Annotated in this window: 24 protein-coding genes and 1 pseudogene; 15 read left to right on the forward strand and 10 right to left on the reverse strand. The window is 62.6% G+C overall.

Annotated features, from left to right (window positions below; all coding sequences use genetic code 11):
• The first annotated feature begins 145 nt into the window (after positions 1–145).
• The 8 genes from ACR65T_RS05450 to ACR65T_RS05485 all read left to right on the forward strand — a co-directional run bounded on the left by ACR65T_RS05450 (position 146) and on the right by ACR65T_RS05485 (position 5,579).
• Entirely contained in the window at positions 146–865 is a 720-nt protein-coding gene (locus ACR65T_RS05450) for a hypothetical protein (protein WP_434495534.1), read from the forward strand.
• Positions 862–1,422 carry a hypothetical protein gene (locus ACR65T_RS05455; protein WP_434495535.1) on the forward strand — a complete coding sequence of 187 codons (561 nt, stop codon included), beginning with the start codon at positions 862–864 and terminating at the stop codon, positions 1,420–1,422. The genes ACR65T_RS05450 and ACR65T_RS05455 overlap by 4 nt, the downstream gene beginning before the upstream one ends.
• A 552-nt stretch (positions 1,423–1,974) precedes the next feature.
• A complete protein-coding gene (gene rplU, locus ACR65T_RS05460) occupies positions 1,975–2,283 on the forward strand; it encodes a 50S ribosomal protein L21 (protein ID WP_175093051.1) in 309 nt (102 codons plus the stop codon).
• Positions 2,284–2,347: 64 nt separating this feature from the next.
• Positions 2,348–2,617, forward strand: a complete 270-nt coding sequence (rpmA, locus tag ACR65T_RS05465) for a 50S ribosomal protein L27 (RefSeq protein ID WP_018409147.1) — start codon at positions 2,348–2,350, stop codon at positions 2,615–2,617.
• A 180-nt stretch (positions 2,618–2,797) separates the two neighbouring features.
• The gene (locus tag ACR65T_RS05470) at positions 2,798–3,400 is read left to right on the forward strand and encodes a GNAT family N-acetyltransferase (protein ID WP_434495536.1); all 603 of its coding nucleotides are present in this window, start codon (positions 2,798–2,800) and stop codon (positions 3,398–3,400) included.
• 7 nt (positions 3,401–3,407) lie between these two features.
• Entirely contained in the window at positions 3,408–4,472 is a 1,065-nt protein-coding gene (gene obgE / locus ACR65T_RS05475) for a GTPase ObgE (protein ID WP_434495537.1), read from the forward strand.
• Positions 4,473–4,554: 82 nt separating this feature from the next.
• Positions 4,555–4,950 (forward strand): DUF2946 family protein, encoded by a 396-nt coding sequence (locus tag ACR65T_RS05480; RefSeq protein WP_123176628.1) that lies wholly within the window; start codon positions 4,555–4,557, stop codon positions 4,948–4,950.
• 173 nt (positions 4,951–5,123) lie between these two features.
• Positions 5,124–5,579, forward strand: coding sequence for a hypothetical protein (locus ACR65T_RS05485; protein WP_434495538.1), 456 nt, complete (start codon positions 5,124–5,126; stop codon positions 5,577–5,579).
• A 9-nt stretch (positions 5,580–5,588) separates the two neighbouring features.
• Here the strand turns inward: ACR65T_RS05485 and ACR65T_RS05490 are convergent, their stop codons facing one another.
• Positions 5,589–6,257: an O-methyltransferase gene (locus ACR65T_RS05490; RefSeq protein WP_434495539.1), complete on the reverse strand. Its 669-nt coding sequence runs from the start codon at positions 6,255–6,257 to the stop codon at positions 5,589–5,591.
• Between the two features lie 201 nt (positions 6,258–6,458).
• On the opposite strand from ACR65T_RS05490, the gene ACR65T_RS05495 reads away from it, so the two are divergent.
• On the forward strand, positions 6,459–6,830 hold the full coding sequence (locus ACR65T_RS05495; protein ID WP_434495540.1) for a hypothetical protein: 372 nt from the start codon (positions 6,459–6,461) through the stop codon (positions 6,828–6,830).
• A 198-nt stretch (positions 6,831–7,028) separates the two neighbouring features.
• Here the strand turns inward: ACR65T_RS05495 and ACR65T_RS05500 are convergent, their stop codons facing one another.
• Positions 7,029–8,867: a M3 family oligoendopeptidase gene (locus ACR65T_RS05500; RefSeq protein ID WP_434495620.1), complete on the reverse strand. Its 1,839-nt coding sequence runs from the start codon at positions 8,865–8,867 to the stop codon at positions 7,029–7,031.
• Positions 8,868–9,032: 165 nt separating this feature from the next.
• Here ACR65T_RS05500 and ACR65T_RS05505 point away from each other — a divergent pair, with 165 nt between their 5' ends.
• Complete coding sequence (locus ACR65T_RS05505) at positions 9,033–9,815, forward strand: hypothetical protein (RefSeq protein ID WP_434495541.1); 783 nt, start codon at positions 9,033–9,035, stop codon at positions 9,813–9,815.
• A 12-nt stretch (positions 9,816–9,827) separates the two neighbouring features.
• On the opposite strand, the gene ACR65T_RS05510 is transcribed toward ACR65T_RS05505, so the two are convergent.
• Positions 9,828–10,997, reverse strand: coding sequence for a lytic murein transglycosylase (locus ACR65T_RS05510; RefSeq protein ID WP_434495542.1), 1,170 nt, complete (start codon positions 10,995–10,997; stop codon positions 9,828–9,830).
• 186 nt (positions 10,998–11,183) lie between these two features.
• On the opposite strand from ACR65T_RS05510, the gene irrA reads away from it, so the two are divergent.
• A complete protein-coding gene (gene irrA / locus ACR65T_RS05515) occupies positions 11,184–11,666 on the forward strand; it encodes an iron response transcriptional regulator IrrA (RefSeq protein ID WP_434495543.1) in 483 nt (160 codons plus the stop codon).
• Positions 11,667–11,739: 73 nt separating this feature from the next.
• On the opposite strand, the gene ACR65T_RS05520 is transcribed toward irrA, so the two are convergent.
• Positions 11,740–12,285: a peroxiredoxin gene (locus ACR65T_RS05520; protein WP_434495544.1), complete on the reverse strand. Its 546-nt coding sequence runs from the start codon at positions 12,283–12,285 to the stop codon at positions 11,740–11,742.
• Positions 12,286–12,440: 155 nt separating this feature from the next.
• Here ACR65T_RS05520 and ACR65T_RS05525 point away from each other — a divergent pair, with 155 nt between their 5' ends.
• Positions 12,441–14,324 carry a PHA/PHB synthase family protein gene (locus tag ACR65T_RS05525; RefSeq protein WP_434495545.1) on the forward strand — a complete coding sequence of 628 codons (1,884 nt, stop codon included), beginning with the start codon at positions 12,441–12,443 and terminating at the stop codon, positions 14,322–14,324.
• A 242-nt stretch (positions 14,325–14,566) separates the two neighbouring features.
• Here ACR65T_RS05525 and lpdA read toward each other — a convergent pair whose 3' ends face one another.
• Positions 14,567–16,006, reverse strand: a complete 1,440-nt coding sequence (gene lpdA / locus ACR65T_RS05530; protein WP_434495546.1) for a dihydrolipoyl dehydrogenase — start codon at positions 16,004–16,006, stop codon at positions 14,567–14,569.
• A 247-nt stretch (positions 16,007–16,253) separates the two neighbouring features.
• Between lpdA and ACR65T_RS05535 the strand changes: the two genes are divergently transcribed.
• A complete protein-coding gene (locus tag ACR65T_RS05535; protein ID WP_434495547.1) occupies positions 16,254–18,617 on the forward strand; it encodes a hypothetical protein in 2,364 nt (787 codons plus the stop codon).
• A gap of 100 nt (positions 18,618–18,717) precedes the next feature.
• Here the strand turns inward: ACR65T_RS05535 and rplT are convergent, their stop codons facing one another.
• On the reverse strand, positions 18,718–19,083 hold the full coding sequence (gene rplT / locus ACR65T_RS05540) for a 50S ribosomal protein L20 (protein ID WP_018409162.1): 366 nt from the start codon (positions 19,081–19,083) through the stop codon (positions 18,718–18,720).
• 36 nt (positions 19,084–19,119) lie between these two features.
• Positions 19,120–19,320, reverse strand: a complete 201-nt coding sequence (gene rpmI, locus ACR65T_RS05545) for a 50S ribosomal protein L35 (RefSeq protein ID WP_014890449.1) — start codon at positions 19,318–19,320, stop codon at positions 19,120–19,122.
• Between the two features lie 395 nt (positions 19,321–19,715).
• Here rpmI and ACR65T_RS05550 point away from each other — a divergent pair, with 395 nt between their 5' ends.
• Positions 19,716–20,828 carry an amidinotransferase gene (locus tag ACR65T_RS05550; protein WP_434495621.1) on the forward strand — a complete coding sequence of 371 codons (1,113 nt, stop codon included), beginning with the start codon at positions 19,716–19,718 and terminating at the stop codon, positions 20,826–20,828.
• A 51-nt stretch (positions 20,829–20,879) separates the two neighbouring features.
• On the opposite strand, the gene ACR65T_RS05555 is transcribed toward ACR65T_RS05550, so the two are convergent.
• Positions 20,880–21,206 (reverse strand): DMT family transporter, encoded by a 327-nt coding sequence (locus ACR65T_RS05555; protein ID WP_434495548.1) that lies wholly within the window; start codon positions 21,204–21,206, stop codon positions 20,880–20,882.
• A 151-nt stretch (positions 21,207–21,357) separates the two neighbouring features.
• Between ACR65T_RS05555 and ACR65T_RS05560 the strand changes: the two genes are divergently transcribed.
• The gene (locus ACR65T_RS05560) at positions 21,358–22,236 is read left to right on the forward strand and encodes a pirin family protein (protein WP_434495549.1); all 879 of its coding nucleotides are present in this window, start codon (positions 21,358–21,360) and stop codon (positions 22,234–22,236) included.
• Between the two features lie 9 nt (positions 22,237–22,245).
• On the opposite strand, the gene ACR65T_RS05565 is transcribed toward ACR65T_RS05560, so the two are convergent.
• Positions 22,246–23,949, reverse strand: coding sequence for an ATP-binding protein (locus tag ACR65T_RS05565; protein WP_434495550.1), 1,704 nt, complete (start codon positions 23,947–23,949; stop codon positions 22,246–22,248).
• Positions 23,950–23,958: 9 nt separating this feature from the next.
• Positions 23,959–25,498: pseudogene (locus ACR65T_RS05570) on the reverse strand (YifB family Mg chelatase-like AAA ATPase).
• Between the last annotated feature and the right edge of the window lie 62 nt (positions 25,499–25,560).

The following is a 25,560-nucleotide window of genomic DNA, read 5'->3' on the forward strand; positions in this document are numbered from 1 at the left end:
GCTATCTTCAATCATGGCGGGTGTGGCTGTGATGCGATGGCGTGAGGGATCAGCGTAAGCAACTAATCCATACGCTAAATCAATGCCTTACGCCACATCCGCCAGCCCAAAATTACCGCCTCGCTGAATAAGATGGGTTAGCATCGTGGCCTATCATTTCGATAGCTACGAAGAACTCGCGCGTCACCCCGACTGCAAGTACGCGTTCCATGTGAACCACACCCTGAGCAGCCTTACGCGCCGCGTGGAATCTCTGAATCTTGTTGGCGACATGCTTTGGCCTGAGCGCATCCCGAAGGACTTCAAGGACTTTCCCGTTTCTCGCTACGAGTGGCTAACGATCGCGGCGGACGTGTTCCTCATGCGGTTCATTTCGGTGGTCGACTGCGCGCTGATCTTGGCGAATGATGTGCATGAGACGGGTCTTGATCCCCAAAAGTGTTCTATCGATCAACTCGGGAAGGCAGGTGTCCCTTCGAAGATCCTTTCGGTCCTGGAAGATATGAGGAAGGACCAAGGCGATTTGCGGCGCGAGCGTAACGCGCGATTTCACCACGGCGTGGAGCGCGCATTTACAAATGATAGCACCACTTTCCAGACGGCAGCTCGTTTCGAGCAGTGGGGAAACGGTTTGGTGGGGCACGACCAGCATGGTCGTCGCATCAATGTAGAGCGTTCATTCCAAGAAGGGCTAGTTGAGTTGCAACGGGAGTTCAACGCGGCTACCCGCAAGCTCGTTCGTCATGTGGAGGCGTTCTACGACCTGCTAGGGAACGAGTTCGAAAGCCGCTTCACGCCGCGTATTCGCGCTGCGACCCACGGACTCAATGCAGGAAGCAGGGCACGCGAGCCGAGCAAGAAATGAAGCATGACTTCACACCACCGACTCTACGTCGTCAGATTGCGCGGCTTGCGGACCTTGATCTGGTACGAACGCGCTATTGCTACCAGATTGGGTCGACTTTTGTGGCCTGCGCCTTGCTTGAGGATTCCGTTATCTCATCGATGTTGATATGCGACCGCGTAAAGGTAACCAGCATCCTGCGCGACGACGCCCCTCGGTGGGAGCAGATCGTGCTTAAACAGAAGCACTTGCAAGACTCAACGCTGGGCTCACTCATTTCACTTCTTGCCAAGCACAGTATCACTTCTGCTGACCTCAACTACCTTCGGTGGCTGAAATCGAAGCGGGACTTTTTCATTCATCGCTTCTTCCATACCGGTGCTTGGCCAGGGGATTTGAGCGAAGAACAGGTCGATAACGTTTGCCGAACGCTAGGAGCCCTTGAAATAGTTTTCCGCCGGGGAGCCGAGAGAATGATTCACGTGCTGGAGCGCGCCGGCCTTATGAAGGTGGAAGCGCTGTCTGGAGGATACTTAGCCATCAATCCCGACATGTTCGAGGAGCGGGACGACACATGAGCAGACTTGTCCAGCGCAGCTGCGGACTTCTCGACGACCGAACCGCGGGCGCGAAGTCGCCGCTTCCGGCGAGAAGCCAAGTTCCGTTCCTGGCGCAAAGCGGCCATGCGCCTGCCAGCAAGCTAGAATTTCAAACTGACCACCACCCCATCCGCCGGGGCTTCGAACTCGGGTTAATTTCGGCTCGCTTTCCACCGTCATGCCCGCGCTTGTCGCGGGCATCCACGGCGGTCAACCGCGAAACGCTTCGCGCGGAGACGATACGTTCGGCTAATGTTCTCAGATTTGCAGCGTGGCGTGGCGTGGATGGCCGCGACAAGCGAGGCCATGACGCGGTGAGATGACGCGTCATTAACCTGGATTCGGAACCCAACCCCATCCGCCCCACATATTGACAGTCGCCGGCTTTGAAGGGTAGATGAACGTCGCTTCGGCGCGGCGGTTTCGCCGCGCTTTTCGTTTGCGCTTGGCGCAAGTTCGAGGCGAAGCCACTAACTGCCAAGAAGCCGGCCGGCGGTAACGCCAGCGTCGGGACGAACACAGGAAAAAAAGATGTTCGCAGTCATCAAAACCGGCGGCAAGCAATATAGCGTCGCCGCGGGGGACGTGATCACCGTCATGGCGCTCGACGGCGCGCCGGGCGACGCCGTCACCTTCGACGAAGTGCTCATGCTGGGGGGCGACAGCCCCAAGGTCGGCGCCCCGACGATCGCCGGCGCGAAAGTCTCCGGCGAGATCGCCGAGCAGACGCGCAGCCCCAAGTCGATCGCCTTCAAAAAGCGCCGCCGGCAGAATTCAAAGCGCAAGCGCGGCCATCGCCAGGACCTGACGCTTGTGAGAATCACCGCGATCGAGAGCTGACCGCCCTCTCGCGACACGCAGAATAAGCGGCCCAGTCGCCGCATAGGGAAATCGGAGCAAGACCATGGCTCACAAAAAGGCAGGCGGCTCGTCGCGCAACGGCCGCGATTCGGACGGCCGGCGCCTCGGCGTCAAGAAATTCGGCGGGGAAGCCGTCATCGGCGGCAATATTATCGTGCGCCAACGCGGCACGAAGTGGCGCCCGGGCCGCAATGTCGGCATGGGCAAGGACCACACGCTTTTTGCGCTCGTCGACGGAGTCGTCGAATTCAAGTCCAGCGGCGGACGCGCCAGCGTATCGGTGGCGCCGGCGCCCGCCGCAGCAGCCGAGTAAGGCGGTAGGGGACGACCCGCCGCCGGCCTTCCGGCGGACAGTCGTCTCGACTACCTCTCTCGCGAATTCAGGCGGGAACGTTTCAGGCGAGATGTCACGGAAGCGCCGTGAAGGGCCAGTGGGGAGCGCTCTCCTTTCAGGCTCTTGGGCCAATATTTCCGATGTCGCTTGGAGCAATCAATGTTTCCCGAAATTACCCGCGACGACGTTTTCCGGCTGGAGACTGAAAGACTGTGGCTGCGTTGGCCGCGCGCCGCTGACGCCGAGGAGATTCGCCAGCACGTCGGCGATCCCGACGTCGCGCTGATGACGGCCAGCATCCCGCATCCTTACGCGCCGCACGACGCCGACGCGTTCATCGCATCGGTGCGCGAGGAGAACGGCGCCGGCGGCGGCCTCCATCTCGTCATCACCCCCAAGCATAGGCCCAACGAGCCGATCGGGCTTGTGAGCCTTCATGGCGCCGACCGCCGCGGCTCGGCGACGTTCGGATTCTGGCTCGGCAAGCCCTATTGGGGACAAGGCTATACGACCGAGGCGGCCAGGGCGCTCATCGACCTCGCCTTCGGAATCACCTCGCTGGATCGGATCGTCTCCTCGGCGCGGCCGGACAATCGCTCCTCGTTGCATGTGCATGAGAAGCTCGGCTTCCACCGCACGGGCAGCGGCATGCGGCCGGCGCCGGCGCGCGGCGGCGACATGGAAGTCGAGCTTTTCGAATTAAAGCGCGGCGAAGCGCACACGCTGTTCGGCGCGCGCCGGCCGCGATTCTTTTCACCGTGAGCGGCAGATGAAATTCCTCGACCAGGCCCGCGTTTTTGTCCGCTCCGGCGACGGCGGCGCCGGATCCGTCTCGTTTCGGCGCGAGAAGTTCATCGAATTCGGCGGGCCGGACGGCGGCGACGGCGGACGCGGCGGCGACGTCGTCGCCGAATGCGTCGCCGGGCTGAACACGCTGATCGATTACCGCTACCAGCAGCACTTCAAGGCCAAGACCGGCGGCCACGGCATGGGCAAGAACCGCGCCGGCGGGCGCGGCGCCGACGCCGTGCTGAAAGTGCCGGTCGGAACGCAAATCTTCGAGGAGGACGGGGAAACCCTCATCGCCGACATGACGGAGGTCGGGCAGCGCGTCGTCATCTGCAAAGGCGGCAATGGCGGCTTCGGCAACGCGCATTTCACCACCTCGACCAATCGGGCGCCGCGGCGCGCCAATCCGGGCCTCGAGGGCCAGGAGCGCACCATCATCCTGCGGCTGAAACTGATCGCCGACGCCGGGCTGATCGGCCTGCCCAACGCCGGCAAGTCGACATTTCTGGCGACGGTGACGGCGGCGAAGCCCAAGATCGCCGACTATCCCTTCACGACGCTGCATCCCGGTCTGGGCGTCGTGCGCAGCGACGACAGAGAATTGGTGCTGGCGGACATCCCTGGTCTGATCGAGGGCGCCCATGAGGGCCACGGCCTCGGCGACCGGTTTCTCGGCCATGTCGAGCGGTGCCGGGCGCTGCTGCATCTTATCGACGCGACCGGCGAACATGCCGGCAAGGACTACAAGATTGTGCGCGGCGAACTCGCCGCCTATGGCGCCGGTCTCGCCGAGAAGCCCGAAATCGTCGCGCTGTCAAAGATCGACGCGGTCGACGCGGATCATCTCAAGAAGCAGCGGGAGCGGCTGAAGCGGGCGATCGCCGCCACCGGGCCTGAGACGCGCGAGCGGCATCCGGCGCCCTTGCTCATTTCGTCGGCGAGCGGCGCCGGCGTCAGGGAGGCGCTCCGGGCCGTGTTCGACGCCATCGAGGCGCAAAAGGCGTACGAGCGCGCGTCGGAGGCCGAGGGGCCCTGGAGCCCCTGACTTCGGGCGCGACCTTTAATCGCCGCCTGCGCGCGGCGTCGCCATTGACCTTAACAAGATCAGTGAATAGCTTCGACGGGCTATGAGCGCGCGCAGCGAAGTCAAAACATCGCAGTACGGTTCGACGGCGGTCACGCTGCTCGTCGCCTATCTGTTTGTTTTGCAAGGCCTCGCTGTCGGCGTTTCGTTCAGCGGACGCGGTTCGGGCCTCTTCGCCAACACGATCTGCTTTAGCAAGGCTTCCGGACCGCTTTCCGGAGATCCCGCGACGCCCCCACGTCCGGCGCGGCACGGCGACGTCTGTTGCGTCGTGCATTGCGCATCGCTCGGCGGCGCGACCGCCGCCTCGCCGTTCATCGGCGAGACGCCCCCGGCCGCGTCCTATTCGACGATCGGACTGGCCTTTGACGAGACATCTCGTCTTCCAGAGGCGTCGACCCCGCCGCTCGGCTCCCGCGCTCCTCCCGTCCTGATCTGACGCTTGCCGCAGCAATGCGGCGTCACGCCCCGACATGTCGGCATGCCGCCGGCGGGGGAGAGTCAGACCAGCGTATCCGTCGTTTGTCAGCGTGCATCGCAGAAAGCACGCGCCGCTCAGTTCTCAGACTGGCGGTTGCGACGAGCCATCGGACCGCGCAGCGATTTGGGATCATGGAACAGAAAACTCATTTGGCGCCGCGCCTCGTTAAGCGGGCGCGCAGCGCCGCCTCGGGAGAACGGCGCTGCTCTCAGAGCGGAAAGCTGACCGCCGCGAGCGACGGCGACATCCGCGTCGCGCCTGAAGCCATTGCGGCGCCGACGCGCGGACGGGTGGAGGTCGTCGAGACCTATTTCGATCCCGACGGGCGGCCAATGAAGCGCAAAAGCCTGGGCGCAGCCAGGGTGGCGCGCTTCTATGACGCCAAGGGCAATCAGGTCGAGGAGGCCTATTTTAACGCCGAGGGGAAGCCGACGATCCGCAAGGATCTGGGCGCGGCGCGCATCTCCTGGCGCTATGACGACAGCGGCAACCAGGTGGAAGCCGCCCTGTTCGGAGCCGACGGCGCGCCCTTGCCCCGCAAGCGGCGCGGCAAGCGGGCGTTCGACAGAGCGTCTGAAGGGGGCTGACGAGGCGTCCTATTTGACGCGCGCGATCAGAAACCCGTCCCAACCCTTGGCGCCGACGGTTTGCACCGCCGTCGCTTCGACCCGCCCTTCCGCGGCGACGGCGTCAAACAGCGCGCGCGCTCCCAGCGCGCCACTGTCCGTGGCGGATGGGTCGGCGACGGCGCCCTCGCGCACGACATTGTCGACGATGATCAGCGCGCCGGGACGCGACAGCTTCAGGGCATAATCGAAATAGGCGGCGTTGTTGGGCTTATCGGCGTCGATGAAGGCCAGATCGAAAGCGTGCCCCCGCTCTGATTCTAGCAGCGGCAACATTTCGAGCGCGGGGCCGACGCGCAGATCGACGCGCGCGCTCATGCCTTCGCGGGCAATATTGGCGCGAGCGACCTCGGCGTGATGCGCATCGACTTCGAAGGTGACGACCTTGCCGCCCTCGCCCACCGCCCGCGCCAGCCAGGTTGTCGAGTAGCCTCCCAGCGTCCCGATTTCGAGAACGCGTCTCGCGCCGATCGCGCAGGCGAGCAGATGCAGCAATTTGCCTTGCGGCGGCGAAACGTCGATCGCGGGAAGGCCAGCGCGCGCATTTGCCGCAAGCGTTTCATCCTGCGCTTCTTCTTTGGAAATCAGCGCCGCGGCAATGTAGTCGTCCACGCGACGCCAGGCTTTTTCTTCGAACATTTGACGTCCCTTACATCGAGCGCCTAACGTTAGCTAAGGCGAAAATAAATTGACATCTCGCGTGATATCACGCGATGTTCCGCCGTCGTTCGCGCGCCAAAGCGCACGGGCGCAAAAAGGCTTGATAGCCGCATTTCACGAGCCCCAGTTGGACTGCGGCCGATATGCTGCTCATCACAACACTTTATGGGAGCACAACAAATGATCAAGCTTGCTTTGACGACGGCCCTTGCCGCCGTCGCCTTTAGCGCATCGGCCTATGCGGGGCAGTGGAATGTGACCGAAGCCAATAAGGCTGGCATCAAGCGCGCGCAGGGCACCTGGACTGTCGCAACGGAAGGCGACAAGGTTTCGGGCAAGAGCGAAATGCAGCTCGATAACGGCTCCGTGCTGACCTACAAGATTGAAGGCGAACTCAAGGGCGGCGTTTACACGCTCAAATTCACGGACCGCACCGATTCCAAGAAGAATTGCGTGTGGACCGGCAAGCCCGTCGAGAACGCCCATAACGTATATTTTGGCGAAGTTGCCTGCGACGGCGAAAAATTCATGATCAGAGGCGGCCAGAATTAAGCGTCTGACAACAGCGTCTTCCAACAACAAACGCCGGCTCAACGCCGGCGTTTTTCGTTTGGCGCGCACGTCGTCATCGCGCCGATTAGAGCAGGTTCCGAAAAAGTTGACAGACTTTTTCGACGAGAACCTGCTCCAACATTTTGATTTTGAGCGATTACTTACCGCTCACCTGATTCCATGTGACGGGGAAGCGCTCTAGGCGTCCTCCATCGCCTCGAGTTCCGCAATCAGGCCCTCGATCATTTCGAGGCCGATGTTCCAGAACGCCGGATCCCGCGCGTCCAATCCGAAGGGCTTGAGAAGCTCGGCATAAGGCTTGGCGCCGCCCGCTTCGAGCAAAGCGAAATAGCGCTCGGCGAATCCTTCATGCGCCTTTTGATAAACGCCGTAGAGCGAATTCACCAGGCAATCGCCGAACGCATAGGCGTAGACATAGAAAGGCGAATGGATGAAATGCGGGATATAGGCCCAGAAAGTTTCATAGCCGGGCCCCAGGCGGATTGACGGGCCAAAGCTTTCGGCCTGCACGCTCATCCATAATTCGCAGATCTGATCTGCGGTCAGTTCGCCTTCACGTCGCGCGTTATGCACCTTTCGCTCGAAAGCGTAAAACGCCATCTGCCGCACCACGGTATTGAGCATGTCCTCCACCTTGGAGGCGAGCAACGCCCGCTTTTGCGCCTTATCCGACGCTTGCGCGATGAGCGCGCGGAAAGTGAGCATTTCGCCGAAGACGGACGCCGTCTCGGCGAGCGTCAGCGGGGTCGGCGCCATCAAGGCGCCCTGTCGGGCCGCAAGCACCTGATGCACGCCATGGCCGAGTTCATGCGCGAGCGTCATCACGTCGCGCGTCTTTCCTTGGAAATTCAGCAGCACATAGGGATGCGCGGAGGGCACGGTCGGATGTGAAAAGGCCCCCGGCGCCTTGCCCGGCCGCACCGGCGCGTCGATCCAGTTCTTCTCAAAGAAGCGCCCGGCGATCTCCGCCATGCGCGGCGCGAATCCGTCGTAAGCCTCGAGCACGATGTCGCGCGCCTCCGGCCAGGAATAGCGCTTGGCCGGCGTCGACGGCAGCGGCGCGCTGCGATCCCAATAGTCGAGCGCGTCCTTGCCGAACCATTTCGCCTTGAGCTTGTAATAGCGATGCGACAGGCGAGGATGCGCGGCCTCCACCGCTTGCGCGAGCGCCTCGACGACCTCGCGTTCGACGCGGTTGGAGAGATGGCGCGAATCGGCGACGTCCTGGAAGCCGCGCCAGCGATCGGAGATTTCCTTGTCCTTCGCCAACGTATTGGTGATCAGCGAAAAGGTGCGCAGATTGTTCTTGAGCGTCACGCCGATCGCCTGCGCCGCTTCGCGGCGCGTCTCTTCACGCGAATCCTGCATCAGATTGAGCACGGGCTCGATCGCGAGCTCCTCGCCTCCGACCTTGAAGCGCAACCCGGCGATGGTCTCGTCGAAAAGACGATTCCAGGCGGCCGCGCCGGAGATGTATTTCTCGTGGAACAGCTCTTCCAGCTTGTCATCGAGTTCGTAGGGCTTCTCCTTGCGGATGTCTTCGAGCCACGGCTTCCAGCGCAAAAGCGGCTCCTTGCTGGCCGCGGCGATCAGCGCAGCGTCGTCCATCCGATTGAGCTCAAGCTGAAAAAACAGCAGCTGCGCCGAAGCGTTGGTGACCTTCTCCTGCACGTCGCCATAGAATTTCGCGCGCGCGGGATCGGTGGTGTCGCCGCTATAGAGCAGGCCGGCGAAGGACATCAACCGCCCGAGCAAGTCCTGCAGCGCCTCGTAGCGCGCCAGCGCCTCGCCAAGCTTGACGCTGGCATCCGGGGCTTTCGCCAGCGACTCCAGCCGGCCGCGATAATCCTTGCCGAACTGCGCAACCTCCTGCGCGGCCTTGGCGAGATCGGAGGCGACCTGGGGAGAATCGGCGCCCGGATAAAGATCGGCGAGATTCCATTCGGGCAGTCGTTCCGCAGTTTTCGCGGCGGGAGCTTCGGCGATCGAATGGGCGAAAGAACGGGCGCTGAACATGGCGGAGACCAAAATGGGCGGCTCCGACAAGCGAAGGCGCGAGGATCGGGATAAGCTTAAATATGGCAAGAGGCCGGACGGGATCAACCTGCGGTCAGGGTCGGCGCCCGCGCCCGTTGCGTCTATAACAATATGGGGGCGAAAGAATCAGCTTAGGTGCGCGCAATGGCGGGAGAGCCCGATTTTCTCAGTTCGGTCACGTCACGTTACGCCATGGCGCGAGATATTTTCGCGCGTATCTCAACGTTCCTCAACAAAGCGACCTTCAAGATCAAGCGCGGGCCGCCGCTCGAAACGATTGGCGAGATCGCGAAGCGGTTCAAGACCGACGACTATGATCGGCTGACTCTCAAGGAACGCGCCGAAACCAAGGCGGGCGCGACTTTCATCGACGAGAAGATTCAAGACATCAACCGCGCGAGCTTTCATCGCTCCGCCTTCGTGCTGAACGCATTCACGCATTTGTTTTTCGTCGACCTCGCCGCGCAACTGTCGTTCTCGTTCCTCCAGCTCAAATTCGCTTTCGTGATCGCCAACATCGTTCTCGCGCTGCTTGCGCATTCCTCGGTGCGTCAAAGCTATCGCGCGCTGCTCGCGGGGCCGAATGCGCTTCCGCCCAAACGGCGCTTCTGGGGCATGTTTCCCAATCCCGCCTATAACCGCACGGTGAAGAAGAATTCACGCAGCTATGCGCAAAGCGCCTGGGAAGAAAAATCGCTGTTCCGGCCGGCTTATTTCGTCAACGCAGCGCTCATCTTTCTTGGCGCTCAATTCATTCTTCCGCCGGACCGTCTCATTTTTCCCTTCAGCTTCATCGTCGGGAAAATTTCCGGACTGTTCACGACGCTGGTCATGGCCTTCGACGTCTGGCGCGGCTTTCGCGCCGGCGATGCGGCGCGGATCGCGCGCGAAAGGGAAGTCTCCGTCTACCGCGATCTCGACGTCTGAACCGCAGCGACTCTATCGGCCGCGCAGCCGCGCCAGAACGTTTTTCGTCGCAAAGCCGTCGGCGGGCTGTATGCCCTGGCTCAATTGAAAGGCATGGATGGCGTTGCGGCTCGCGCGGCCGAGCTTGCCGTCGAACGTGCCGCGATAGAATCCGCGCTCCGTCAACAGCTGCTGCATCGCCTTGACGTCGGCGGTCGACAGCGGCACGACCTTCGGCCAGGGCGCGATCGGGATATTGCGCCCGGCGATGCGATCGGCGAGCAGCGCGACCGACATCGCATAGGCGTCGGACGTGTTGTATTGCCGGATGACTTCGAAATTGTCGGTGATCAGAAAGGCCGGGCCGCTCGCGCCGGCCGGCAGATAAAGGCTGGCGGCGCCGCCGCCGGGGAGCGCGCCGCCGTCGGCGCGGGTCACGCCAAGCTGCCGCCAGCGGGCGAAGTCGAGATCGAAGGCGCCATAGTCGAACCCCTCGGGCAGTCGCACTTCGACGACGGCGGGCAATCCGGCGACCCATCCGGATTTCGCCAGGAAATTGGCGATGGAGGCCACGGCGTCGCCGCGCGAGCGCCAGATGTCCGGCGCGCCGCCGCCCGCGTCGCTTTCGGCATATTTGAGATAGGCGGACGGCATGAATTGCGGTTGGCCCATGGCGCCGGCCCAGGAGCCGCGCAATTGCGCCCGCGTCGCATAGCCCCTCTCCAGCATCACGAGCGCGGCGACAAATTCCTCGATGAAGGTTTCGGCGCGATGCCCCTTCCACGCCAGCGACGCCAGGACGCGCAGCGCGTCAGAGCCGCCGGCCGCCGTTCCGAAATTGCTCTCGACGCCCAGAATGGCGACGACGATCTCGCTTGGCACGCCGTGGCGGGACTGCGCCCGACCGAGCGGCCCCGCGAGTTCGGCGGCGACCGCCCGACCGCGCGCCACGCGACCATTCGTCACAGCGCCCGCGAGATAGGCGGGAATCGATATGGTGAACTCGGACTGCGCGCGCGGCTTCGCCGAGACCGACGGGTCCGGCGCAAGTCCGGCGATCGCCGCGTCAAAGGTTTCGCGCGAGACGCCGGCGGCCTGCGCCGACGGCCATAGGCCCTGCAAAAACGCCTCGAACGTGTCGGCTTTGGCGCGGCCTCCGGCAAGCCAGAGAGCCGCGACCGCACGAACCGACGCGCCGAGCATCTGACGTCGATCAATCCCTGCACAGAGTATTGGCTCAAGGCGCCGCATCATTAGCCAGTCCTTTGCTGCTTCTTTGGAAATATTACACCTTCCGCCATTTCGTTTGACAGGGGGCGGGCGCTGCCCTCTACTGAAAAAAGCTTAATGTATGAATAGGGAGCGAGTGATGCTCGCCTGTCGCGAAGAATGACTCATCAACCTTCGACTACGAGTTTCGACCGTTCGATCAAACTGCGCGATCAATCCCCCGAGAGCGCAACGAAGATCTCGGATATCAAAGCGCGGCTGCGCGGCGCAGGTCTGCGCCCCACCGTGCAGCGGCTCGCTCTGAGCCGGCTGCTGTTCGGCAATGGCGATCGACATGTGAGCGCCGAGGCTTTGCACGCTGAAGCGCGCGAAGCCGGTCTGACGATGTCTCTCTCCACGGTCTACAACACGCTCAACCAGTTCGCCGGAGCGGGGCTGTTGCGCGAGATCGCCGTACAGGGACCCCGCACCTACTTCCACACCCGCACCTCGCCGCACCACCATTTCATGGATGAAGCGACGGGCCGCATGTTCGACGCCGCCGATGGCTCTGTCGAATTTACGCGGCTGCCGGCGCCGCCGGAAGGGATGGAAATCGTCGGCTGCGACGTGATCATCCGCATTCGCCCGAAGAGGGGGTGAACGACGCGCCGCCGCTGCACGCGATGGCGCTTTTGCGCGTCGGGTGGCTGGCCTATGCGCCCTTGCTCGCAACTTATTTCTGCTGCGCGTCGCGCCACTGCCGCACGACGGCGAGCGCATTCTCAATATGCTTGGTTGCGCCGGAATCCTCGACCGCCGAGAGAATCTTCCCATCGGGCGCGACGACATAAGAGATACGGTTGGCGAACATCGCGCCCGCGACCGGAACCTTGAAGGCGGCGTCATAGGCGTCGATGACCTTGAAGCCCGGATCGGCGCCGACGGGAAATTTGTCCCGGCACTCTTTCGTCGAGAATTCGCGCTGCGTGGCGATCTTGTCGCTCGACACGCCGATGACGCTCGCGCCCATGGCGGCGAACTGCTCCATAGCTTCGGCGAATTCATGCGCCTCGAGCGTGCAGACGCTCGTGAACGACTTCGGATAGAAATACAGCACGACCGGACCCTTCTCGAGCGCCTGTCGCAGCGAGAAGGAGAACTCCTTGCCGCCCTGCGCGGCCTCCAGACTGAAGTCGGGCGCGGCGTCTCCAGGCTTGAGAGCGGCGAGCGCGGCGCTCGAGACGAGAGACAATAAGGCGGCTGCGGCGATGGCTCTCATAGGGGTCTCCTAAGCGGTCGGCATTCCTTCACAGGGACATGGTAGCGCTCGCCCCCCGGCCAAGCCCGGGAAAGATAGGGGCCACGATATTGCGCCGCAGCATTCCCCGAAATAAGATCGGAATCCAGTCGAGCGCCTCGGCTTAAGGGACGTTGATGACAGAGCACCCCAATGTCGCGCAGACGAACCCTGCGCGCGCAGAGCAGACATCCTCCAGCCATCGCCACGCCTCCCCTGCCCATGACTTTCCGCGCCTCGCGTCGAAAGCCTTTGTCGAAGCCTGGCCCAGCGCCTTTCTGGCGGCGGAGCGCGCCAGCGACAAAGATTCATACGGCTTTGCCGCCTTGAGCGACGTCATCGATCGCTCGCTTCACGCGAGCGTCGCCCATCTGACCGGCGGACTTTCGCCCGCCTCGATGGCCGGCGCCTATTGGGACTGGGCGGCGCATCTCGCGACAGCGCCAGGAAAGCAGATGCAGCTTGCCGAAAAGGCGATGCGCAAAAGCTGGCGATTCGCCAATTACGCCTGGCGCTGCGCATTGCAGCCGAACGCCGCGCCGTGCATCGAGCCGCTGCCGCAAGATAAGAGATTTGCCGGCGAAGCGTGGCGGAGTTGGCCCTATGCGCTGCTCTACCAGGGTTTTCTGCTCAATCAGCAGTGGTGGCACAACGCCACGACGGGCATCGGCGGCGTCACCAAGCAGCATGAAAACGTCGTCGAATTCGCCTCGCGCCAATTGCTCGACATGTTCTCGCCGTCGAATTTCCTGCTGACGAATCCCGAGGCGCTGCAACGCACGCTGGAGACCGGCGGCGTCAATCTCGTCTATGGCCTGCAGAATTTTCTTGAAGACATGGAGCGGCGCGCCGGCGGCAAGCGGCCTGTCGGCGCCGACGCCTTCGTTCCCGGTCAGAATGTCGCGATCACGCCGGGCAAGGTGATCTACCGCAACCGGCTGATCGAGCTCATCCAATATGCGCCGTCGACAGAAACGGTACGGCCCGAGCCCGTGCTCATCACGCCAGCCTGGATCATGAAATATTACATTCTCGATCTATCGCCGCATAATTCGCTCGTGCGGTTTTTGACCGCGCAAGGCTTCACGGTCTTCATGATCTCCTGGCGCAATCCGAGCGCCGAAGATCGTGATCTCGACATGGAGGCCTATCGACGGCTCGGCGTGATGGCGGCGCTCGAGGTCATCTCGCGGCTGATGCCGGACCGAAAGATCCATGCCGCCGGCTATTGCCTGGGCGGAACGCTGCTCGCCATCGCCGCGGCGGCCATGGCCCGCGACAATGACGATCGCCTCAAGAGCATAACGCTCCTCGCGGCGCAAACCGATTTCACCGAAGCCGGAGAATTGACGCTCTTCGTCAATGAAAGCCAACTCGACTTTCTCGAAGATCTGATGTGGGAGCACGGCTTTCTCGACTCCAAAGAGATGGCCGGCGCGTTCCAACTTCTGCGCTCCAATGATCTTGTCTGGTCCTATGCGCTCAAATCCTATCTCATGGGCGAGCGCGAGCCGATGACCGACATGATGGCCTGGAACGCTGACGCGACGCGCATGCCCTACAAGATGCATTCGGAATATCTGCGGCGGCTTTTCCTCAACAATGATCTCGCCGAGGGCAGGCTGCGCGCCAACGGCGGCGCCGTCGCGCTCAACGATATTGGCGCGCCGATTTTCGCCGTCGGCACGGAGCGCGATCATGTCGCGCCCTGGCGCTCGGTCTATAAGATCCACCTGCTCGTCGACACCCAAATCACCTTCCTGTTGACGAGCGGCGGCCATAACGCCGGCATCGTCTCGGCGCCCGAGAAGAAGCGCGGCGAGTACCGCTTTACGAGCCGAGTGGATGGCGAGCATTACGCCGAGCCCGCAGAATGGGTGAAGATCGCGGCTGTCAGGGAAGGATCCTGGTGGCCGGAATGGAGCGCCTGGCTCGCCGCCCGTTCCGGCCCGCCGGTCGCGCCGCCTGCGACGGGCGTGGCGCTTTGCGATGCGCCGGGAACCTATGTGCTGCAGAGCTGACGCGCCGAGAACCGGCGCGCAGAGGTTTCGTTGCGGACGACCCTCACCTGGCGCCCTCGGCGCGCAGCACGCCTCATACCATTTCCGTCTGAATTGCTCGGATGTCATTCCCGACGCGCGCTTTGCGCGCGATCGGGAATCCAGAGCAAAACCAGCACTGTTGGATCGGCTCTGGATTCCCGGTCAGGCCTTCGGCCTGCCGGGAATGACAGGCTAAGCGAATAGTTCAACCGGTAGTCGCATCAAACGTGAATCGCGCGGCCGAACGCCGCGAGCACGCTCTCATGCATCGTCTCAGACAGCGTCGGATGCGGAAAGATCGTGCGGATCAGCTCTTCTTCCGTCGTCTCGAGATTCATCGCGATGACGAAGCCCTGAATCAGCTCCGTCGCTTCGACTCCGAAGATATGCGCGCCGAGCAGCCGCCCGCTCTTGGCGTCGAAGATGGTCTTCACGACGCCTTCGAGTTCGCCGAGCGCGATCGCCTTGCCATTGGCGAGATAGGGGAAGCGTCCGACCTTGACGTCAAACCCCTGCTCTTTCGCCTTCGCCTCGGTCAATCCGACGGACGCGACCTGCGGGTGGCAATAGGTGCAGCCCGGAATGCGCGATCTGTCGAGCGCGTGCGCGTCCAATCCGGCGATCGCCTCGACGCAAGTGACCCCCTCATGCTCCGCCTTATGCGCAAGCATCGGGCCGCCGGCGACGTCGCCGATCGCGTAAACGCCTTCGACATTGGTGCGCCCGAAGCCGTCGATCTTGATGACGCCGCGCTCGAGCGCGACGCCGAGCGCTTCTAGCCCGAGATTTTCGACATTGGCGACGACGCCGATCGCCGACAGCGCGCGCTCGACTTCGAGTGTCTGCGTCTCGCCGTCCGCTGGTTTCAGCGTGACGACGAGGCTGTCGGCCTTCTTCTCGACGCCCGTCACCGTCGTCGCGACGCGGATGTCGATCCCCTGCTTCTTGAACGACCGATGCGCCAGAGCGGCGATCTCTTCGTCCTCGCTCGGAAGGATATGCGGCAGCGCTTCGACGAGAATCACCTCGACGCCGAATGTCCGATAGAAAGACGCGAATTCGACGCCGATGGCGCCGGCGCCGACGATGAGCAGCGATTTCGGAAAGCGCTCCGGCTTCATCGCCTCGAAATAGGTCCAGACGAGTCGCCCGTCGGGCTCGAGGCCCGGCAGAACGCGCGGACGCGCGCCGGTCGCGATGATGAGGTGTTTCGCCTGATAGACGCCGTGGTCGAGCCTCGTTTTCGGCGAGGGCGCTTGCGGCAGCATGGGCGGTTTGGTCGGCGCGGCGACGCGCACCTCGCCCTTTCCGGCGAGCGTCGCCTCGCCCCATATGACGTCGATCTTGTTTTTCTTGAGCAGAAACGCCACGCCGCCATTGAGCCGCGTCGCCGCCTCGCGCGAATGCGCGACGATGCGCGCGACGTCGGCGCTCAAGGCGCCTGGCGAAACGCCGAACCGCTCGCCCTCCTTGGCGAGGCGATAGACCTCGGCAGAGCGCAGCAGCGCCTTGGTCGGAATGCAGCCCCAGTTCAGGCAAATGCCGCCGAGATGTTCGCGCTCGACGACCGCCGTCTTGAGACCCAATTGCGCGGCGCGGATCGCGGCGACATAGCCGCCCGGCCCGCCGCCGATGACGATGAGATCATATGTGTCGGCCATGCTTCGTCCTAGCTTCCAAGTGACCCAGTCTTCAGCGTTGTCGGCAAACCTAAAAAATTCACGAAAATTTTACGGCCTAAAGAAAAGCATATATTGTTTAGGCGTTTGCAGTCACGTGACCATAAGGGGGCTTTGAATGAGCGCCCGTCTTGCATCTACGACCGCCTCGCTGCGTTCACTTTCTTTCAAGATTCTCGCTGGTCTGCGTCGCGCAGCTCGTTTCATCTGGCGCGCCGCAATAACTGTCGTGCGTCTTTTGCTTTTGGCCTTTCTGACGGTTCTCGTGACCGCTTGGGCCATTTCCACGCCGAAGGACCACCCCTATCGCGTTCTTGATCCCGACTCGCGCGATTGCAACATGCGGATCGGCGAAAACGGAAACTACGCGTCGCCGGCATGGAATATTCTCGCAGCCTATGGCAACGCCGAAAACGAAGCGGCGCTCAAGGACGAGGCAGGTCGTTGGGACACGAGATTTCAATGCGCGATACAGCGTCACGAAGTTCCTGCCCCTCGCGCTGACGCCGACAATCGATCGAATGCGCTTGGCTACACGCTGGCCTTTCTGGAATTCAAGGAGGAGGGCGAGCCGTTCGAGCTGATCAAAGACCCTCATCAGCTGTTCACCCTGAACGAATTGACCGATCGCGTGAGCTATATCGAACGCAGCTCATGGAAGCCGATCACACAACTTGAGGCGCTCAACGCGCATCTTCGATCAGTTGAAAAGCGCACCCACAGCGACGAATTCGGGAATGTCGTCAAGCATAGCAATTATGTAATCGTGTTCGTTCATGGCTGGCGGCATGATGCATCGATCGGAGACGGCAATGTCACCGATCTTCGCGCTTACGCGGCGCATGTCGCGCGATACCTTCGCGACCGGTGCAACGCTGGCGAAAGCGAGCATTGCGGGCGCGAGGTGACAGCGGTGTACGTCGGCTGGAGAGGCGCGCGCCTGAACGAGACGCGACTGCATCTTCCCTTTATCGTCCTGGGCAATACCGTTGGCGCGCTCTTAGATGGCGACGCCTCACATTGTTCGAACGGCGTTTTACCCAGCGAAAAGCCCTTGTGCTGGAAGAACTGGATCAATTCCTGGGGCGATTCGCTCGCTTCCGGCGTCGCGACGCTGACCTTGTTCGACCGCAAACCGGTCAGCGAATATATCGCGCCGCACGCCCTCATGGCGCTGAGAAAAATCGAGCAGGTTCTCAACAAACAGCCCGGGACGAAGGCAAAGCAACGAGACAATCCAAACAAGATGATCGTGATCGGTCATAGCCTCGGCGGCAACATGTTGGCCACGGCTTTGAAAGACCATTTGATCAAGGCGGTGCATAATCATCCGGGCGCCAACGCCTATTTTTATCCCCCGCTCGGCGATCTCGTGGTTCTCATTAACCCTGCCGCCGAAGCCTCCAAATGGACTGATGTTCAGCGCGCCGTTTGGGAGAAAGTCGCTTTCTTCGAGGGCGAAGGCGACCTCATGGCGGGCCATCGCTTTTTTCCCGCTCATCAAAGTCCTGTCGTGATTTCAGTCACCTCGGCCTATTCCTGGCCTCCAGGCGGGATCCGGCCGGCAGACTGCGCCATAGCCATGCACGACAAACTGAGCTTGCTCGGTCAGGATGTGAATTCGCCAGACGAAATATGCGCGAGATACAAACAGTTCCTAGAGGCAAAAAAACCCGGCGAGTTCATCTTCCATGATGAGACGCCGAACCCCGACGAGCGCGCCTGCGGTGCGCTGAGAACGCCGTTTGCGCTCGATCAAGCGGTGGAGAATATCGATCGAAAAAAGAAAATCGGCATAAAATCTGACCTCGCGACCTATCTCGCTTTCCCACTTTTTCGCGGTGACCTCCGTCCCCTTGGCGCGATGATCGCTGGCGTTGCACGAGATTTGCGCGCAGCCTGCGAAAGCTTCAGCCTCCCCGAAAACCGACAAGATCAGCGAGCGCCGAGATTTTGGCAGAGGGTTGGAGAATTCGTGAGCGATCTTCCCTTCCAGAATACGGATATCGAGTCTTCGCGCACGATCGGCCACCTCGATCCGCCGCGGTCGTCGGTAAGTCTCGTCGACACTTATCGCATGCCGGCGCGCCAGCTCGGCACGACGCATGAAATTCGTAGCATCCGTTGGGCGCCGCCCAGTCAGGCGGATTACAAGGATATCCCCGCCAATCCCTCACTAGACTGCGCTGTCAGCCACGACTGGCTGACGCGGGCTCGAAGGGCGCAAACGAATGGCACTCAGTGGGAGAGCGCGATGCTGGCCCCGCCGCTCGATCCAGATCCTGGGAATCCTCGCGGCAGCGGCGGTCATCCCGCGGTCGAGATGACCCACGGTTTCAGGCTTGCAGGACTGCTCCCAATCACGCGCGCTAACGACCCGTTCTGGAACATGCGCGCCTATGACGACGTGCTCATGAGCCATGGAGGCTTCATGTTCAGTTCGTTCATTTGCGCGATCAATCAGTTCGTCATGGATCGGCCAACACGATGGCCCGTTCCAACACCGCCAGCCGAATTGCAGAGCGCGCCTATGCCTCAAGAGCCAAATCGGCCGGCGGCGGACGCCCCGAAAATTCATCGGCGAGCGAGATGAAAGCGCCCCGGCGATCCGGCAGTCCAAGAATAGTAAACATTCCAAACAAAAAGCCTCCCGCGCTGCTGCGGGAGGCTCGAATCTGTTCGCGACGTAAGTCTTAGGCCGCCTGCGGCAGAGCCGACTTCGCCTGCGCCACGATCGCCGCGAAGGCTTCGGGCTGGTGGATGGCGAGATCCGACAAAACCTTGCGGTCGACTTCGATCCCGCCCTTGGCGAGCCCGTCGATGAACCGCGAATAGGTCAGCCCGTGCTCGCGCACGGCGGCGTTGAGCCGTTGGATCCACAGCGCGCGGAACACGCGCTTCTTCGCCTTGCGGTCGCGCGTCGCATATTGCATCGAGCGGTCGACGGCGGCCTTGGCGGCGCGAATCGTATTCTTGCGGCGGCCGTAGAACCCTTTGGCCGCCTTGAGGGTCTTCTTATGTTTGGCGTGCGATGTGACGCCACGCTTGACGCGAGCCATGACGAACTCCTTTGCGAAAAAGTGCGGTTCTGCGGATCAGCCGTTCGGCAGGAAGTATTTCTTGACGTTGTCGCCGTCAGTCTTGAACAAGACGTTCGTGCCGCGCAGATTTCTGATCTGCTTGTTCGTCCGCTTGATCATCCCGTGGCGCTTGCCCTGCTGGGCGTAGACCACTTTCCCGGTGCCGGTGATCTTGAAGCGCTTTTTCGCGCCGGATTTCGTCTTCAGTTTGGGCATTTTGCTCTCCCGGGCGCTAGGCCCTGTTGTTCGCGCCGCAGGGATTGGTCCAAACGACGCTTGTTCGCGCGAGCGAAAGAACCGCCACGGCAGCCCATCACTGGCCGGGCGGTTCTGTAGAGCGCGGTTTATTGCCCAACCCCGGGGGAAACGCAAGTCCGCGCAAGGCTTGGGCAAGGCTTGGGCAAGGCTTGGGAGCGGCCTGGAGCAGACCCCCGCCTCTTCCCGCTCTTGGCGCGCGACATCCGCCCACGACTTGGGTTTAAATCGAACCGAGCGAGTAAGACGTTAAAGGCCTAGCGATAAGCTCAACAAATAAAGGCATTTTTATCAGGGTTTGAAGAACAGGCGCAAAGCGCTAAATGTCTCTGATTGGAAACGATTCGGGGCGCATTATGAATGTGCATGCATCTGTCGGAAGCACGATTGCCGCGGACTGTCCGGTCAATTCCCATAATGAGTGGGATCCACTGGAGGAGATCATCGTCGGCCGACTTGAAGGCTCGACGATTCCTTCCGACCATCCGGTCGTCACCTGCAACATTCCCGGCATGGCCGCGCGCGCCCAATCGCTTGCCGCAGGCTTCCGCTTTCCGAAGTTCATGATCGAGCCGGCGCAGCAGGAGCTCGACGGTTTCATCGCTTTGCTCGAGTCGCTCGGCGTCACGGTGACGCGGCCCGACGCGGTCAATCATAAGGCGAAATTCTCGACGCCGCACTGGTCGTCGCGCGGCTTCTGCAATTCCTGTCCGCGCGACTCCATGCTCGTCTTCGGCGACGAGATCCTCGAAACGCCCATGGCCTGGCCCTGCCGCTATTTCGAAACGCACTCCTATCGGCCGATCCTGAAGGACTATTTTAAGCGCGGCGCGCGCTGGACCTCGGCGCCCAAGCCGCAACTCACCGACGAACTCTTCGATCCAAATTTCAAATTGCCGGAGAAGGGCGAGCCGCTCCGCTACATTCTCACCGAATTCGAGCCGGTGTTCGACGCCGCCGATTTCTTCCGCTGCGGCCGCGATATTTTCGTCACGCGCTCCAATGTGACGAACGCCATGGGCATCGACTGGCTGCGCCGCCATCTCGGCGAGGGCTATCGGATTCACGAGATCAAGAGCCGCTGCCCCAATCCGATGCATATCGACACGACGATCCTGCCGCTGGGGCCGGGTCGCGTGCTGATCAATCCCGAATATATCAATCCCGACGAACTGCCCGACATTTTGAAGAAATGGGACATTCTCGTCGCGCCGGAGCCCGATCCGATCAACGACCGCATTCTCGCGATCACCTCGATGTGCGGCAAATGGCTCAGCATGAACATTCTGATGATCGACGAGAAGCGCGTCATCGTCGATCCGCATCACACAAATATGATGCGGCAGATGGAGAAATGGGGCTACGAGCCCATCCCCTGCTCGTTCCTGCACTATGCGGCGTTCGGCGGCGCGTTCCATTGCGCGACGCTCGACGTGCGGCGGCGCGGAACGCTCGAAAGCTATTTTTGAGCCGCGCGCGACGCTTTCCCGACGCTCGTGCACGGGCGTCGGGGCGCGCTCTTACTTCATATCCACGCCGCCGAGCCGCAGGCCGATGATGCCCAAGAGGATGAGGCCAATTGATCCTAACCGCAGGACGGTCGTCGGTTCTTTGAACAGAAAAACGCCTACCAAGGTCGCCGCCGCGATGCTTGCGCCGGTCCACACCGCATAGGCCGTGCCGGCTGGTATCGTTCTTACGGCAAGGCCTAAACACCCGACGCTCGCTCCCATGAAAAACACCATGATGAGCGAAGGCCAAAGTCGTGTGAATCCGCTCGAATATTTCATTCCAATGAGCCAACCAACCTCGCAGAGGCTGCCGATAAAGAGGATGATCCAGTCCATCTAACCGTCCTTAGTGTGCCGTGGTCGTCGTCGTGATTCGCCATCGGGCGGACTTGTCGGTTTTGTGGCCCCCTGCGTCAAGAACCGCGCCCAAGGCGTGAATTGCATTTCGCCCGATGCGGCCCACATAGGCCGCAGAGGAGCTTTCGCCATGAGAAGGATTATCGGCGTCTTTGCCGCCCCAGACTCAATGCACTGGGTCGGCGACGGTTTTCCCGTACGCTCGCTGTTCTCGCATCACGAACATGGCGCGCGGGTGAGCCCCTTTTTGCTGTTCGACTACGCGGGACCGTTTGACTTTCCACCGACCGCCAAGCGGCGCGGCGTCGGCGCCCATCCGCACCGCGGCTTCGAGACGGTGACGATCGTCCTGGACGGCGAACTCGCGCATCGCGACTCGACCGGCGCCGGCGGACTTATCGGTCCCGGCGACGTGCAGTGGATGCGCGCGGCCTCGGGCGTCGTCCACGAGGAGTATCATTCCGAAAGCTTCGGCAAGTCGGGCGGACGGTTCGAGGTCGTGCAGCTTTGGATCAATCTGCCGGCGCGCGAGAAGATGAGCCCGCCACGCTACCAGACCCTCCTCGATAGGGACATTCCGCGCGTCGATCTGCCAGATGACGCCGGAATCGTCCGCGTCATCGCCGGCGAATTCGATGGCCATCGCGGACCGGCGCAAACCGCGACGCCGATCGATCTTTGGGACGTGCGGATCGACGCAAGGAAGCGCGCCCGATTCACGCTTCCCGAAGGCCATACGGCGCTTGCGGCGGTTCTCGAAGGAACGGTCGAAGCCAATGGCGAGAAGATCGCGCGCGCGACAGATGTGGTCGTATTCGAAGAGGAAGGCGGCGACATCGCCTTCGAAGCGAATAGCGACGCGAAACTGATTCTCATGAGCGGCGAACCGATCGACGAGCCCGTGGCGCAACAAGGTCCGTTCGTGATGAATACGCAGGATGAATTGCGGCAGGCCTTCGCCGACTATCAATCGGGACGGTTCGGCGTCATCGCGCCGCAGGGCGGCTAAGAGGAAGCGCTACGTCCGACGCGGCGCCAATCTCAGCTCTTCGATCGTCGCCGCGAGCGAAGCGAACTCCACCGGCTTGGTGAGAAAAGCGTCGACTCCGGCGGCGCGGGCGGCGCGTTCGTCTTCTTCGCGCGCGCTGGCCGTGAGCACCAATATGGGCGTGCGCGGCGCGCCTGCCCGCGCCTCCGCCTCACGAATGCGGAGGCTCGCCTCGCGTCCATCGAAATCCGGCATGAAAAGATCCATGACGATCACGTCATAAGGCGCGCCCACGCCCTCGATCGCTTCGCGGGCGCGCGCGAGCGCAAGCGCGCCGCTTTCCGCCCGAGTCACCGTCGCGCCAAGCTTCGCGAGGTGACGCGTGAGGATGAGCGCGTTGATCTCATTGTCTTCGGCGATAAGCGCGTTCACCCCGGCGAGCGCCTGCGGCGGCGCGTCGTCGTCAGGCGCCGGCGCCTTGGCGCGCTCTGGCGACAGACGGGCGATCAGCGAGGCGATCCGCACCGGCTTCACCAGCCAGCCGTCGAAGTCGCACAGAGCGTCTTCGCCGAAGGCGCGCCGTTCGATGGGCGAGAAGAGCAGAAACAGTCGTCCCGCCTGCGCGTCGCGCGCGACTTTCGCCAACTGCGCGGTCATGTGCGGGCCCAGCGCGCAGTCGACGATGACGGCGTCGAAGGGTTTCTCGCGCCGCCTTTGCAGCGCGGACGGCGCATCCTCGGCCGCGACGATCTCCGCTTCGGCTCCGGCGAACCGCAAGCTCTCGGCGAGATAGGGCGCTTCAAAGATGCTTTGCGCAACGATCAGCGCCTTAAGCCCGGAAAGAGGCGCCGGCGCCCTGTCTTCGCTGAACGGCGGCGCAGGAAGCGTGAAGGCGAAAACGGCGCCCATGTCCGATGAATTGACGAGCGCCAGCGCGCCGCCCATCCTGGCGACGAGACGGCGAGAGATGGCGAGGCCGAGCCCTGTGCCCGCCTGCGGGTGGTTCTCGGAAGGATCGGCCTGCTCGAATTCCTCGAAGATCGCCTCGCGCGCCGCCTCTGGAACGCCTGGCCCGGAGTCGCGCACCTCGAAGCGCAGCCGCGCGCCGTCTCGCGCGACGCGCACGCCCACGCCGCCGCGCTCGGTGAATTTCACCGCGTTGCCGATGAGATTGACGAGCACCTGCCGAAGACGCGCCGGATCGCTCACGATTTCACGCGGCGTGTCGGGCGAGATGACGCTGGCAAGCTCCAGCCCTTTCGCCATCGCGCGCGGCGCCAGCAATTCGACCACGCTTTCGACGAACGGCGCGAGCGCAAAGGCTTCGTGACGCAGCTCGAACTTTCCGGCTTCGATCTTGGAGAAATCCAGAATGTCGTCGATCAGCTGAGAGAGCGAACGGCTGGAATCGCCGATCGCTTCGACATAGCTCGCCTGTTCGGCGGTGAGCCTGGTCATCGCGAGAAGCTGCGCCAACCCCATGACGCCGTTGAGCGGCGTGCGGAATTCGTGGCTGACCGCCGCGAGAAAGCGCGACTTGGCAAGACTGGCGGCTTCCGCTCTGTCGCGAGCCGCGGCGGCGGCGCGCAGCTCCCAAATTTCGTCGCGCAGCGATTCGAACTCGGCCTCGACCTGCTCGCGGCCGCGCCTGCGCAGAGCAATGAAAATGGACGCCGCCAGCAGCAGAATGGCGAGCTGCGCCGCGAGCAAAATCACAATATGGTTTAAGGACATGCGCCCATATCAGGCTGCAAGGCGCCCCGACGCAAGTCCCGCGCGATAGGAAAGCGCTTCAGCAAGATGCGGTCGGCCGACGGATTCAGCGCCGTCGAGATCGGCGATGGTGCGCGCGAGCTTCAAGACCCTGTGAAACCCTCTGGCGGTGAGGCCGAAGCGCTCGGAGGCGTCCCGAATCAGCGCCGTGCCGGCGGCGTCAAGACGCGCCACGCGCTCGATGACCGCCGCCGGCGCGGCGGCGTTGGCGGCGACCCTTGGCAGCGAGAGAGCATCGTAGCGTGCGCGCTGAATCTCTCTCGCCCGCGCGACGCGCGCCGCGACCTGCCGCGAACCCTCGCTCGGCGGCGGCAACACGAGATCGGCGGCGGTCACCGCCGGCACCTCGATCTGCACATCGAAACGGTCGAGCAGCGGCCCCGAAAGCCGCGCCTGATATTGCGCGACGCAGCGTTCATTGGGTTGGCGCTTGCAGGCGTAGCCCGGATCCATCGCGTGACCGCAACGGCAAGGATTCATCGCCGCGACAAGCTGAAAGCGCGCCGGGTAGACGGCGCGATGATTGGCGCGCGACACCGCCACCTCGCCCGTCTCGAGCGGCTGGCGCAGGCTGTCCAGCACTTGCGGTTGAAACTCCGGCAATTCGTCGAGAAAAAGGACCCCATTGTGGGCGAGCGAAATCTCGCCAGGCTTTGCATGGGAGCCGCCGCCGACCAGCGCCGGCATCGAGGCGGAATGGTGGGGCGCGCGAAATGGCCGCCGGTCGGTCAGTTCGCCTCCGGCAATCTGCCCCGCCACCGAATGAACCATTGAGACTTCGAGCAATTCCCGCGGGGTCAGCGGCGGCAGGATCGACGGCAGCCGCGCGGCGAGCATCGATTTTCCCGCTCCCGGAGGGCCGCTCATCAGAAGGTTGTGGCCGCCGGCGGCGGCGATCTCGAGCGCGCGCTTGGCGCTCTCCTGTCCCTTGATGTCGGAAAGGTCGGGCAAATCAGCGGCGGGCCTGCGCACCGCCGGCTGAGGCCGGGCCAGAACCTGCGCGCCCTTGACGTGATTGACGAGCTGGATGAGCGAGCGCGGCGCGATCACCTCCATATCGCTCGACGCCCAGGCCGCTTCCGGCCCGCATTGGCTCGGACAGATCAATCCCAATCCCCGCGCGTTGGCGGCCACCGCCGCCGGGAGGACCCCCGCCGTCGGCGTCAGCGTTCCGTCGAGCGCAAGTTCGCCAAGCACGACGAATCCTTCGAGCGCGTCGGAGGGAATGGCTCCAATGGCCGCCATGACGCCAAGCGCGATCGGCACGTCATAATGGCTGCCCTCTTTGGGCATGTCGGCAGGCGCGAGATTGACGGTGATTCTTTTCGCCGGCAGCGCCAGCCCGGAAGCGATCAGCGCCCGCGCGCACCCGCTCGCGCGACTCGGCGACGGCCTTGTCGGCGAGGCCGACGACGTTGAAGACGACCGCGCCGCTCGAAATCTGCACTTGAACGTCGACAGGACGGGCCTCGACGCCTTCGAACGCGACCGTCGCCACCCTCATCGCCATCGCGCGCTCCCGAGAAATTCTTTCGGCAATTATCTTTCGCAGCTTAGCTGGCGCGCGAACTT

This window comes from Methylocystis sp., assembly GCF_051061285.1.
Classification (GTDB): domain Bacteria; phylum Pseudomonadota; class Alphaproteobacteria; order Rhizobiales; family Beijerinckiaceae; genus Methylocystis.